General features: G+C 43.7%; 13 protein-coding genes. 12 read left to right on the top strand and 1 reads right to left on the bottom strand.

Features of this window, described 5'->3' with window-relative positions; genetic code table 11:
- The first annotated feature begins 93 nt into the window (after nucleotides 1–93).
- The 4 genes from CC90_RS0100380 to xylB all read left to right on the top strand — a co-directional run bounded on the left by CC90_RS0100380 (nucleotide 94) and on the right by xylB (nucleotide 4,722).
- Nucleotides 94–945 carry an AraC family transcriptional regulator gene (locus CC90_RS0100380; protein WP_031388862.1) on the top strand — a complete coding sequence of 284 codons (852 nt, stop codon included), beginning with the start codon at nucleotides 94–96 and terminating at the stop codon, nucleotides 943–945.
- A gap of 90 nt (nucleotides 946–1,035) precedes the next feature.
- On the top strand, nucleotides 1,036–1,653 hold the full coding sequence (locus CC90_RS0100385) for a DUF4867 family protein (RefSeq protein ID WP_031388863.1): 618 nt from the start codon (nucleotides 1,036–1,038) through the stop codon (nucleotides 1,651–1,653).
- 29 nt (nucleotides 1,654–1,682) lie between these two features.
- Nucleotides 1,683–3,170, top strand: a complete 1,488-nt coding sequence (locus CC90_RS0100390; protein ID WP_031388864.1) for an L-fucose/L-arabinose isomerase family protein — start codon at nucleotides 1,683–1,685, stop codon at nucleotides 3,168–3,170.
- A gap of 85 nt (nucleotides 3,171–3,255) precedes the next feature.
- Complete coding sequence (xylB, locus tag CC90_RS0100395) at nucleotides 3,256–4,722, top strand: xylulokinase (protein ID WP_031388865.1); 1,467 nt, start codon at nucleotides 3,256–3,258, stop codon at nucleotides 4,720–4,722.
- 250 nt (nucleotides 4,723–4,972) lie between these two features.
- Here the strand turns inward: xylB and aroC are convergent, their stop codons facing one another.
- Complete coding sequence (aroC, locus tag CC90_RS0100400; RefSeq protein WP_031388866.1) at nucleotides 4,973–6,073, bottom strand: chorismate synthase; 1,101 nt, start codon at nucleotides 6,071–6,073, stop codon at nucleotides 4,973–4,975.
- 147 nt (nucleotides 6,074–6,220) lie between these two features.
- Here aroC and CC90_RS0100405 point away from each other — a divergent pair, with 147 nt between their 5' ends.
- Genes CC90_RS0100405 through CC90_RS0100440 form a run of 8 tightly spaced genes read left to right on the top strand, consistent with a single transcriptional unit; the run spans nucleotide 6,221 to nucleotide 13,021 of the window.
- Complete coding sequence (locus tag CC90_RS0100405) at nucleotides 6,221–7,699, top strand: BglG family transcription antiterminator (protein WP_051869211.1); 1,479 nt, start codon at nucleotides 6,221–6,223, stop codon at nucleotides 7,697–7,699.
- Nucleotides 7,700–7,707: 8 nt separating this feature from the next.
- Entirely contained in the window at nucleotides 7,708–8,190 is a 483-nt protein-coding gene (locus CC90_RS21990) for a PTS sugar transporter subunit IIA (protein WP_051869212.1), read from the top strand.
- A 25-nt stretch (nucleotides 8,191–8,215) separates the two neighbouring features.
- Nucleotides 8,216–8,626, top strand: a complete 411-nt coding sequence (locus CC90_RS0100415; protein ID WP_031388869.1) for a PTS sugar transporter subunit IIA — start codon at nucleotides 8,216–8,218, stop codon at nucleotides 8,624–8,626.
- A 1-nt stretch (nucleotide 8,627) separates the two neighbouring features.
- The gene (locus tag CC90_RS0100420) at nucleotides 8,628–9,110 is read left to right on the top strand and encodes a PTS system mannose/fructose/N-acetylgalactosamine-transporter subunit IIB (protein WP_031388870.1); all 483 of its coding nucleotides are present in this window, start codon (nucleotides 8,628–8,630) and stop codon (nucleotides 9,108–9,110) included.
- A 40-nt stretch (nucleotides 9,111–9,150) separates the two neighbouring features.
- Complete coding sequence (locus CC90_RS0100425; protein WP_031388871.1) at nucleotides 9,151–9,909, top strand: PTS mannose/fructose/sorbose/N-acetylgalactosamine transporter subunit IIC; 759 nt, start codon at nucleotides 9,151–9,153, stop codon at nucleotides 9,907–9,909.
- On the top strand, nucleotides 9,902–10,765 hold the full coding sequence (locus tag CC90_RS0100430; RefSeq protein ID WP_242843216.1) for a PTS system mannose/fructose/sorbose family transporter subunit IID: 864 nt from the start codon (nucleotides 9,902–9,904) through the stop codon (nucleotides 10,763–10,765). Before CC90_RS0100425 ends, CC90_RS0100430 begins: the two co-directional genes overlap by 8 nt.
- Before the next feature lie 25 nt (nucleotides 10,766–10,790).
- Entirely contained in the window at nucleotides 10,791–11,930 is a 1,140-nt protein-coding gene (locus CC90_RS0100435; RefSeq protein WP_031388873.1) for an iron-containing alcohol dehydrogenase, read from the top strand.
- Nucleotides 11,931–11,974: 44 nt separating this feature from the next.
- On the top strand, nucleotides 11,975–13,021 hold the full coding sequence (locus tag CC90_RS0100440) for a zinc-dependent alcohol dehydrogenase (protein ID WP_031388874.1): 1,047 nt from the start codon (nucleotides 11,975–11,977) through the stop codon (nucleotides 13,019–13,021).
- Nucleotides 13,022–13,024 lie beyond the last annotated feature (3 nt).

Here is a 13,024-nt window from a genome sequence, read left to right on the forward strand (position 1 = left end):
CATATATCTGCAATGTTGATAGTGCTTTGTATACATGCTAGAATATTATAAGTACATTTACTGTTTTTCACATCCAAAAAGGAGCAAAAATTCATGGATTTAAAACGTGAGCTCGTATTACCTAATGATGATCTCCCATTTAAAATGTTTATATTTGAGGGAAGAAACGGCAATTACCGTGTGACAAAGCACTGGCACGACAGTATAGAGATATTTCTCGTTTTTGAAGGAGAAATTGATTTTTACATTAATACCTCCTATTATGGTCTATCCAGAGGAAAATTCATCATCGTTAATTCCAATGAGGTGCACTCTATCGACGTACCGAAGGAGAACTTTACAATCGTATTGCAGATACCGCCGGAAGAATTCCACAAATATAAGGAAGAAGAATACCTTCTTTTCCGTCATACCTCTGATGGCTACAAGGAAGAGGACGCTCAGTTCGTGCGGTTGATTCGCCGTATGTACACGGCATATGCAGAAAAGCAATATGGGTATGAGCTGGAAGTGCTAAGCGATTACTACAAAATGATGCATTTCCTTTTGACACGTTATCGGGAAAGAAATGTGGATAAGGAGAGGGTGAAACAGAGCAGACAGATGGAAAAGCTGTTCAAGATCACTTCCTATATACAAGAGCATTTCAGGGAAGATATTACGCTGGAGCATGTGGCGGAAATCTTCGGATTTTCTTCCACCTATCTGTCCCGAATCTTTAAAAAATATGCCAATGTGAACTATAAGACTTACGTCTTAAACGTACGGGTGGAGTATGCCTTTAAGGAGCTTTTGAATACCGACCGGTCGGTAAATAAGATTGCGGAGAACAATGGCTTCCCCGATGCGAGAAGCTTTGCGAAGGCTTTTTCATCTCGTTTTGGAATAACTCCGGACAAGTATAGAAGGGAAATACAAAAAAGGCAAGAAAGTGCTATGAAATAGACAAGTTATTGGTAGAAAAGAGCAAAAAAAACTCCTATAATGAGAACTATAAGAAACATCTTTATAGAAGAATTGGAGGAGTGATACAGGGTGAAGATTCAATCGATCATGGATGAGGCATATAAAGCCTACGGACGGGTTTTGGATGGATTTGACGCTGCGCAGCTTATAAGCGCCATGAAAGAGACGGATGCGCCGGCAGATACGGTCGTATATTATCCGTCGATCGCGGAGTTTGAGAAGCTGCCGATAGCTGCCGACATCAAGAACAGTCTCTTCGGAGGACTGGAGATACAGCTTGGATACTGCAACGGTACGAACAACAAGCTGAATGCGTTGGAGTATCATCGCAATTCGGAATTCGGAGTTGCGGCATCCGACCTTATTTTACTGCTTGGAAAACAGCAGGATATAGAAACGGACTTTTCTTATGATTCCGCAAAAGTGGAAGCCTTTTTCGTTCCCGAAGGCACGGTATATGAAATGTATGCGACGACGCTGCATTATGCACCGTGCAGCGTCGACGGAAAGCCCTTCCGCAATGTGGTGATTCTGCCCGCGGGCACCAATACGGAATTGGAAGCTTCCGACCGTGCATATCCGGAGGACAAATTGCTCATGGCAAAGAACAAATGGCTGATTGCCCATGCCGAGGCTGCGATTGAAGGAGCGGTAAACGGCATCAAAGGCGAAAACATTGCGCTGTAAAAACAGCAGAAAGAATGGAGGATAAGAATATGTTTGATAATTTACCTAAGGTGAAAATCGGTATTGTAGCGGTAAGCCGGGACTGTTTCCCGGAAAGTCTCTCTGTAGAGAGAAGAAAAGCGCTCATTAAGGCTTATGAAGATAAATACGGAAAAAATGACATTTATGAATGTCCTATCTGTATCGTAGAAAGTGAGATCCATATGGTACAGGCGTTGGAGGACGTTAAGAAGGCGGGCTGTAACGCTCTCGTCGTATACCTTGGTAACTTCGGACCGGAAATTTCTGAGACCTTACTTGCAAAGCATTTCGACGGACCGGCAATGTTTGTAGCGGCTGCGGAAGAAAGCGGAGATAACCTGATTGGCGGAAGAGGCGACGCTTACTGTGGTATGCTGAATGCCAGCTACAATTTGAAGCTCCGCAATATCAAGGCTTATATTCCTGAGTATCCTGTTGGAACCGCAGAGGGCTGTGCGGATATGATCCGCGAATTCGTTCCGATTGCACGCGGTATTATCGGCTTATCCGATCTTAAGATCATCAGCTTCGGCCCCAGACCGTTGAATTTCTTGGCATGTAATGCGCCCATTAAGCAGCTTTACAACCTCGGCGTAGAAATCGAGGAAAACTCCGAGCTTGATTTGTTCGAAGCTTTCCATAAGCATGACAATGACCCTCGTATTCCCGATGTAGTTAAGGATATGGAGGCAGAATTGGGTGCAGGTAACCAGAAGCCGGAGGTTCTTCCTAAATTGGCTCAGTACGAGCTGACTCTGCTCGATTGGATAGCGGAGCACAAGGGCTATAGAAAATATGTCGCTATCGCAGGAAAATGCTGGCCGGCATTCCAGACCCAGTTTGGATTTGTTCCCTGTTATGTAAACAGCCGTTTGACGGGAATGGGTATTCCGGTATCCTGTGAAGTGGATATTTACGGAGCGCTCAGCGAATTCATCGGAACATGTGTGAGTGAAGATATGGTTACGCTTCTTGACATCAATAATACCGTACCTGCAGATATGTACGAAGAAAGCATAAAGGGTAAGTTCAACTATACACATAACGATACTTTCATGGGCTTCCACTGCGGAAACACGAATTCTAAGAAACTGTCTTCCTGTGCTATGAAATATCAGATGATTATGGCCAGAAACCTTCCCGAAGAAGTAACGCAGGGAACTCTGGAAGGAGATATCTTACCCGGTGAAATCACTTTCTACCGCCTGCAGAGCACGGCAGATTCCAAGCTGCGCGCTTATATTGCACAGGGTGAAGTGCTTCCGGTAGCTACAAAATCCTTCGGAGGCATCGGTATCTTTGCGATACCTGAAATGGGACGCTTCTACCGTCACGTATTGATCGAGGGGAACTATCCTCACCACGGTGCTGTTGCGTTCGGACATTTCGGAAAATCTTTGTATGAAGTCTTCAAATATATCGGCGTGCCGGTAGAAGAAATCGGCTATAATCAGCCGAAGGGAGTAAGATATCCTACGGAGAATCCTTTTGCATAATATTATAATATTGCTTGGGAAGCTTAAGATCTGGCTTTCCAGGCAATAATTGATGCATCGGCATCGTATAGGAGGAAATAAAAAAATGCTTTATATAGGAATAGATTTGGGAACCTCTGCTGTTAAGCTTCTTCTTATGGCAGCGGATGGAAAAATAGAAAATATCGTATCCAAAGAATACCCCCTTTTCTTCCCGCATCCGGGCTGGTCTGAGCAGAATCCTGAGGATTGGTGGACCGCGGTTGTGGAAGGATTGAAAGAGCTGACCGTCTCCTGCGACAAATCGCAGGTGGCGGGAATCAGCTTCGGCGGACAGATGCACGGTCTCGTTATTTTAGATGAAAAGGACGAGGTCATCCGCCCTGCGATTCTTTGGAATGACGGAAGGACGACGAAGGAGACAGATTATCTGAATCAGGTAATTGGCAAGGATAAGCTGTCCAAGTATACGGCGAATATCGCATTTACCGGCTTTACGGCGCCGAAGGTTCTCTGGGTGAAAGAAAACGAACCGGACAATTTCGCCAGAATAAAGAAAATCATGCTGCCCAAGGACTACATCGCATACAAGCTTTCCGGTACGTTCTGTACGGACGTATCCGATGCTTCCGGTATGCTGCTCTTCGATGTGGAGCATAAATGCTGGTCTGAGGAAATGATGGAAATCTGCGGAGTGACGGGAGAGCAGTTAGCCGGTATCTATGAAAGTGCGGATGTCGTAGGAACATTAAAAGCCGAGGTGGCGAAAGAACTGGCACTTCCTGAAACGGTGAAGGTCATCGCAGGCGCCGGAGACAATGCTGCTGCTGCAGTGGGTACGGGCACAGTAGGGGATGGGATGTGTAACATTTCCCTCGGAACGTCGGGTACGATATTCATCTCCAGCAATCAGTTCGGCGTAGATAAGAACAATGCGCTGCATGCATTCGCTCATGCGGACGGCTATTACCATCTGATGGGATGTATGCTCAGCGCAGCTTCCTGCAACAAATGGTGGATGGATGATATCGTAGGAGAGCGCGATTATGCGAAGGAACAGTCGGCGATTACGAAACTGGGAGAGAATAACGTATATTTCCTGCCTTACTTAATGGGCGAGCGTTCTCCGCTCAATGATCCTTATGCGCGAGGAACCTTTATCGGACTTACCATGGACACGACCCGGGCGGATATGACCCAGGCGGTACTGGAAGGAGTTGCTTTTGCTATTCGTGATTCTTTCGAAGTAGCACGTTCTCTCGGAATCAATATCGAGCGTTCCAAGATCTGCGGAGGAGGGGCGAAGAGTCCTCTCTGGCGTAAGATTATCGCTAACGTACTGAATATTAAGATTGACAGAATAGAAAGCGAGGAAGGGCCGGGATACGGAGGAGCTATGCTGGCGTCGGTAGGCTGCGGAGAATACGCGACAGTCGAGGAAGCGGCAGCAACGCTTGTGAAGATTGTGGACACGATAGAGCCGGAACCGGAGATTGCAGCGAAGTACGAGGAAAAATACCGTAAATTTGCAAAAATATATCCGACGGTAAAAGAATTGTTCCGTCAGATATAAGAGTATAGTATATAAGAACAATGAGCAGTGCGCCTGGCGAATTGCTCTCATATTCAATAAATAATATTCCGGGGATTAGAACACTTTCGTTTCTAGTCCCCGGAGTTTTTGTTTGAGAATTTTTATTTGGAACAAAAGTGAGCGTCACACACTCCCGTAGCCAAGAACTTTGTCAGCACAGCTTTTGTTCCCCGCGCGCAGCTGCGCATTGTTCGCCCGAAGGCTTTTATATAATAGGCACACTTTCCTATTACTTAAAAAAGCAAATTACGTCTTCCATTTGGGATGTCATACTGGAAAAGAGCATGTCAACGACAGTCAGGGCAGCCATGGATTCCACGACGACAACAGCTCTTGGAACGATTACCGGATCATGGCGTCCTTTTATGTTTATGGAAATGTTTTCTTTGTTTTTGTTCACGGTCTGTTGGGTGGCGGCAATGGAGGGAGTAGGTTTTACTGCAGCCCGGAATACAATATCGCAGCCGTCGCTCATTCCGCCTGTGATACCTCCGGCATGATTGGTGACTTTTTTAATGTTTCCTTGTTCATCAGCCTGATAACTGTCATTATTTGATAATCCGGTGGCAGCGGAAACCAAAAAGCCGTCGCCTATTTCAAAGCCTTTTACGGCACCGATAGAAAGGATCGCTTTTCCCAGATTGGCTTCCAGCTTTTCGAATACCGGATCGCCTATGCCTGTGGGCATACCGTGAATGACACATTCGATAATACCGCCGGAAGAATTCTTTTCCTGCATACATTTTTCCAAATACTCGGCAGCCTTTTCGGCGGCAGCCAAATCCGGCATATAAAGAGGATTCTGCATAATAGCATTTTCGTCAAAGTTCTTTTTGTCAATGGAAATGGGACCGATAGACAAGGTATACGAGGAAAGGGTAATACCCAGCTGCTTTAAAATCTTACAGGCAATAGCTCCTGCTGCCACACGTCCAATTGTCTCGCGTCCTGAGGAACGGCCTCCGCCTCTATAGTCCCGAAATCCGTATTTTGTATCGAAATTGAAATCGGCATGTCCCGGTCTGTAATACTCGGCAATCTCATTGTAATCGGCAGTATGCTGATCCTTATTATAGACAATGAGCGAAATGGAAGTCCCTGTAGTCTTTCCTTCAAAGACCCCCGACAGAATTTCTACGGTGTCGGATTCCCCCCGCTTTGTGGTGTATCGGGATTGTCCTGGTTTTCTTCTGTCAAGATACACCTGGATATCTTCTTCCGAGAGAGAAAGACCGGCAGGGCAGCCGTCAACAATAACACCAAGACCTTTGCCGTGTGATTCCCCCCAGGTAGTTATTTTAAATATATTGCCGAATGATGAACCAAACATAAAACATCTCCTTTGTATTATATATTATACACTAAAACTTCTCTAACCTTAGGGAAGTTGTTTGGTATTTTGCCCTAATATTTTTATTGATATAATGTCAATATAGTAATAATAAACAACTCTATTTAAATTAAGAGGTTAAGATAAATGAATAATTTAAGTAAAAGAGAAGTAGATTTTATTTACTTGCTTCTTGGAGAAAGTGAATATCAACCTATTTCATATTATGCTAAAAAATTGAATGTTTCAACTAAAACATTGCAGTCAGATTTAAAAAATATAAGAAATTATATGAAAAAGTATGAAATAAAAATAGATGCACGGCCGGGCAGGGGCCTTTTGACTTGTGCCAAAAAAGAAGACAGCGAAAAATTATTGAATGAAATAAGCCTGAAGATACCAAAGGCGGGAGAAGAATCGTCTACGGAAAGAAGAGAATTGATTTTAAAAGAAATGCTTCTTAAAACGAATGAGATGACTTCCATACAAAAGCTTTCCGACTTGTATTATGTAGGAAAAACCAGCATTGTCAATGACATGAAATATATAGAGGAATGGATTCAAAAATATAATCTCACTTTTAAGAAGACAAAAGAGGGTACTTGTATTAACGGGAGCGAAACAGATATCAGGAAAGCGATTGCCGGCATTGCCATTCGCGAGAATACAAGAAATGGCCTGCTTGAATTATTCCAAAAGGAGGATATCGATTTTATAGAGAAGCTCCTTTCCGATATCGGGAAAAAGAATTTGGATATCGGTGATATATATTATGCAAATCTGCTGACACACATTTTGATTTGTATTAAAAGGGTCAGGGAAAATATTCATATTGAAGACAGCGAAGAAAGCAGGATGATTCATGTCCATACACTGGAACAGTATGGAAAGGCCAGAGAAATAGCGGAAAAAATCAATGAGCACTATAACATTCAGATAGGGGCAGGAGAAACCTACTATATTTACCAGTATCTTATATCCTCCGGTTTCGAAGAAAGAGGGATGAAGGAAGGCCGGGAACGGGGAAATGACGATAAGTGTACGGAATTTGCCAGTAAATTGACCAAACGCCTGTCAGAGAAGTTTGGCATACGTTTTGAACAGGATACGGATATGATGCAAGGCCTAATCCTTCATATAAGGCCAATGTTAAACCGATTGGAATACAACATCCAGATACAGAACCTGCTGAAGGAAGAAATAGGCAGGCAATATCCCCAGATGGTTGCACAATGCAGCGAGGTACTGAAAGAGCTTGCAAAGGAATATTGTTTGCCTGAAATCAGCAGGGATGAAGTGGTCAATATAGCCATTTACTTTCAGACTATGCTGGAAAAAAAGACAATGAGAAAAAAAGTGCTTGTAGTCTGTCACAGCGGATATGGCACATCGCAGCTGCTGGCGGCTAAATTAAAAAATGAGTTTGCTTTTATGCAGATTGTTGATGTTGTCTCCGGCAGAAAAGTGAAAGATATGGATTTGACAGGCATCGATTATATCATAGCGACCGTACCGATTGAAAGGGACGATGTACCTTATATTATAGTTTCTTCCTTGCTGTCGGAACAGGATATTAAAGCAATCAGAAATAGTTTCATGAATAGGGAGCAAAATGAGGGGGAATAGGGTGGCATATGGATATACGGGAAATTTTATCGGAAGAAAATATACAATTGAATTCTGGCATTGACACGAAGGAACAGGCGCTGAAGGCAATGGCAGAAATGCTCTTTCGAAGCGGAAAGATTGAAAACGCAGATATATTTTTACGAGATGTATGGGAACGGGAAAAAATGGGATTTACCGGCGCCGGCAATAAAATAGCAATCCCCCACGGAATATCCGGGCAGGTTAAAAAGGTAGCAATCTCTATCGTAAGGACCCAAAAAGATATTCTATGGGAATCAGAACAAGAAAGTATCCCCAAAGAAGCAAAACTGGTGCGTTTCATAGTTCTTTTTGCAGTTCCTGAGAAATCGCCTAAGGACGGAGAAATTAAGTATATAGAGGCTTTAAAGGCTGTTTGCCGGAAGCTGGCAGACCGTCAGGCGACAGAAGGATTGCTGAAGGCGCATGAAGCATCGCAAATAATTGAAATCATAAATTATAATAAATAATAAAAACATACGGAAAGGAGAAAGAATGGTTGAAGTAATCGTAGTATCTCATGGCAGCTATGCGAAGTCGCTGGTAGAAAGCAGTGAACTTATCATGGGGCAACAGGAACAAGTGCATGCTTTTGGATTTTTTCTGGGAGAAAATGTGGAAGAATTGCGGGAAAAGGTGGAACAGAAAATCAAGGAAATCAGAGAGGAAGATCAAAATAAAGAAATTTTGATTTTGACGGACATGAGGTCCGGAAGTCCTTTCAATGCAGTAACCCTGCTCATGCAAAATTATCATTTTTATCATATCGCAGGAATAAATCTTCCGATTTTTCTTGAGATTCTGGGAACGAGAGAGTTTCAAAAGGCGCAGGAATTGAAAGATATGGCAATGTCCATTGGCAGAGACACCATTGTGGATGTGAACAAAATGATGGAGGGTTATTAAGATGAAAAATATCGTACTTTGCAGAATTGATGACCGGCTGATTCATGGACAGGTTGTGACATCCTGGGTCAAACAGACAGGTGGAAATAAGATTATCGTAGTGGATGACGCTCTGACAAAAGATTTATTCATGCAGAAAATATTAAAAGCGGCGGCGCCTCCTGATGTGAAAGTGGAGGTCTTGGGAACTCTCGATGCAACGGATGTATTAAAGGAAGATGCGATGAACGGGGAAAAGGTTATTATTCTTGTGAAAGTACCGCAGATTCTGGAAAAATTAATAGAAGGAGGTGTAGCATTACCTAAAATTATTTTAGGGGGAATGGGAGCCAAAGAAGGAAGGAAAAAGTTTAACAGGAATGTTTCCGCCAGCAGTGAGGAAGCAGAATCTATGAGAAGGATCATAGAATCAGGAACAGAAATCCTCTATCAGCTGGTTCCTACGGAAGCCCCTGCGGATGTAAGCAAACTATTATCAGAATGATTATTATCAAACATGATAAGGGAAAAGGAGAAGGTAGAATATGAGCGTATTTCAAGCAATGCTATTGGGAGTTTTGTACTATTTGGGGAATAGTTCTATAGTGGCCGGACCGGTGGGTTATTATACCATTTACAGACCGCTCATCGGCGGATTTTTGACAGGACTTGTATTGGGAGATCCTATAACAGGAGTTATCGTAGGTGCAACCATTAACTTAATGTATATCGGTTTTATATCCGCAGGTGGTGCCCTGCCTGGAGATATGTGTCTTGCAGGTATTTTGGGTGCGGCACTTGCTATCACGGGAGGACTCGATACAGAGGCAGCTTTGGCGATTGCTGTTCCGATCGGTTTGATCGGCACACTGCTTTGGTTCGGAAGGCTGACACTGGATTCTTTCTTCGCGCACTTGGCGGACAAGTATGTGGAAAAAGGAGAGTCGGGGAAAATATGGATTGCCAGCGTGCTGCTGCCGCAGGCTATGCTGTTTGTCATGACTGCTATCCCGTGTTTTCTGGCAGCATATTTTGGAGCCGGATATATTCAGGGAGCAATTAATGCGCTGGGCGGAACGGTACTGGGAGTACTGATTATTATCGGAGGTATGATGCCTGCGCTCGGTATCGGTCTGACATTATTGTATATTTTTAAAGGAGAAGCAAGAATATTTTTCTTCGTAGGCTTTTTACTGGCGGTTTATTTTGGACTGAGTATGATTGCTGTCGGTTTCCTGGCACTTTGCAGTGCAGTTGTTTATACGCAGCTTAGAAATGCAAAAGGAGGAGAAGCAAATGTCTGATATGAATCATAAAGAAATAAAAAAAGAAACGGAAGGTTCTTATATCTTATTGTCAAATAAAGATGTGAAACGTTCCTGGATCAATTGGCTGTTTAACAATCAGGCAAATTACAATTATGAGCGAATGATGGGAACGGGTTTCCTTCATGCAATGGTTCCGATCGCAAAGAAATTATACAAGGACGACATGGAAAAGCAGCGTGAAATGCTTAGGCGTCATACGGGCTTCTTTAACTGTGAACCCTGCATTGGTTCGGCGATTGCCGGGCTTACGGTAGCGATGGAGGAACAAAAAGCTGCCGGAGGAGAAATAGAGGGTGAAGCGGTCACTTCCATAAAAACAGGACTTATGGGTCCTCTATCGGGTATCGGCGACAGTATTATCCAGGGTGTTATTGTCCCCCTGCTCCTGGCATTTGCCATTGATATGGCGAGCGGAGGAAGCGTTGTAGCACCTATCGTATATTCACTCGTCATGATTGCGGTTGTGTTCGGTATTTCTTATACCTTATTTATGACCGGATATAAAAAGGGAAGCGGCGCTATTTTAAATATCCTTGAGAATGGTATCGTCAATAAAATCATTGCGGGGGCAAATATCATGGGATGTATGGTGTTGGGAGCACTTGTAGCAAACTACGTATCCATGAGCTGCGGTATCCAGATTCAGCAGACAGCAGATAGTGTATTCAGCGTGCAGGAGCAGCTGTTCGATACGATCATACCGAAATTGCTTCCCCTTCTGCTGACACTGGGAAGTTATAAAATGCTGAAAAAAGGCTGGTCATCCGTTAAAGTACTGCTGCTTATCGTTATCATCGGTGTCATTGGCGGCGTAACGGGAATTTTAGGTTAAACAAAAAAACAGGGAGGCATAAAAGATGCAGTATAAAATGTTTAAAACCACGCAATATGTGCTGGGAAATGGAAGTATCGAAAAATTAGGAGAGTACATAGACAAAAAGATAGCTTTCGTGGTAGACGAAGGAATCATGCGGGCATTGGAGCTTGATAAGCTGATTTTCGACAATATGCTAAAAGACGCAAACTATAAAATAGTATGCAATATGAAGGCAGAACCTCATATGTACATGCTGGAAACTCCTATAAATGAAATACGGAAGTTTGAACCGGACGTAATTGTAGGAATCGGCGGCGGGTCCGTAATGGATACCGCAAAAGCATTATGGCTGTTTTATGAACTCCCTGATTACGATTGGGAAAAAGCAACAAAAGCTTACGAGGTGGAACCGTTCCCCGGTAAAGCAGAACTTATTGTGGTACCGACAACGAGCGGAACGGGATCTGAAACAACCGGCTGTGCCGTCATAAAAGACGAGCATAAGAAAAAGCGCATGATTTTGAGCGATGAAATCATTCCTGACCTGGCCATTATGGATTTTGATTTATTAAAAAGTCTTCCTTCCGGAAATATTGCATTTTCGGGAACGGATGCTCTGGCTCATGCGCTGGAAGCCGGCGTTAGCAAACTGGCGAGTACAATGGTCAGGATGCAGTGTATCCAGGCTGCGGTAACAATTATAAAAGAACTGCCGAAGTCTGTGAGAGGAGATATGGAGGCCAGGGAAAAAATGCATGTGGCTGCGACCATGGCGGGAGCAGGAATCAATAATTCTATTACGGGAATGGCGCATGGTATGGATCAGGCGGGAGGGGATTTTGGAAAGCCTCATGGCCTGATGACAGGACTGCTGCTGCCTTATACGATGGAATATCTTATTCCGCAGCCTGTTTATGAAGAAGTGGCAGATCAGCTTCAGATAACCGGTTCTTCGGAAGAAAAACAAAAGAAGCTGGTAAAAAGAATTTGGGAAATGTATGAGGAAATCCAGATGCCTTTGACTTTAAAAGAAACGGGAATTTCCGAGCAGGAATATCTGGATAAGATTCCTTCTTATATAAAGGCGGCATCTCAGGATGCGAACATTATGTTTGCACCGAAAGAGCTTGCACAAGAGGAACTCAATAATTTGTACCGTTCCTTTTATTACGGAGAATAGGTTTATATTTCATAATACAGAAAAGAAAAAGGAGATTACATCATATGGGCGAGAAAATGAGAGTGGTAGCAATCACAGAAGAAAAAAAAGTGGAGGTAAAGGAAGTAAGAATGCCGCAGCCTAAGGAAAACCAGATTCTGATGCGAATAAAGGCGTGCGCTATCTGTACTTGGGAACAGAGAACCTTTACAAGGGAATCACATATGCCGCTGCCGTTCGTAGGAGGGCATGAAATTGCTGGAGAAGTTGCGCAGTTGGGAAAAGGTGTTAATCCGGCAGAGTTTCCTGTGGGAGGGAAAATTGTCGCGAGATTGATTAATGTATGCGGAAAATGCTATTTCTGCCGTAGGGGGGAAGAAAACCTCTGTGTGGAATTAAATAATCTGGACAGCTCGGAGATGGAAATTATGGGAACAGGCGGTATGGGAGAATATCTTGCCATTAATGCTTCTCAGGCTTACCGCATTCCCGATGAACTGCCGGATGTAAAAGCAGCTTTTGCCGAGCCGCTTGCATGTGTCCTCAACAGCATTGAAAAAGGAAAAATTGAGCTTGGTGATGATGTGGTAGTTATTGGCGGAGGCATCATGGGTATGCTCCATGTTATGAGTGCCAAACTGAGCGGTGCCAGAGTCATATTAAGCGAGCCTGATCCGGAAAGAAGGAGAATTGCCGAGGAATTAGGCTGCGATATCACTTTTAACCCTCTGGAAAAAAATCCGGTAGAATATGTCCGTTCTTTAACTGAGGGAAGAGGAGCCGAGGCGGTATTTAACACCACGCCTATTTCGGCAGTTGCCAAACAGGCAGTGGAAATGACCGCACCTATGGGCCGCTGCATTATGTATAGCTCCCAGCATCCTGACAAGCCTTTTGAAATAAGCCCCAATTGGCTTCATAATTCGGAAACCATCGTTACCGGAGCGGTCAGCCCCAGCGTGCGTTCCTTTAACCGGTCGGTGAATCTGCTGGCAAAAAAGATTATCGATCCGGAGAAGCTTGTGTCGGGAACCTATCCGTATGGAAACGCACAGGATGCATTTGAAGCTGCCGTACGTCCGGATACATTCAGAATTATTGTTACTTTTTAATGG

This window comes from Kineothrix alysoides, from assembly GCF_000732725.1.
Lineage (GTDB): Bacteria > Bacillota > Clostridia > Lachnospirales > Lachnospiraceae > Kineothrix > Kineothrix alysoides.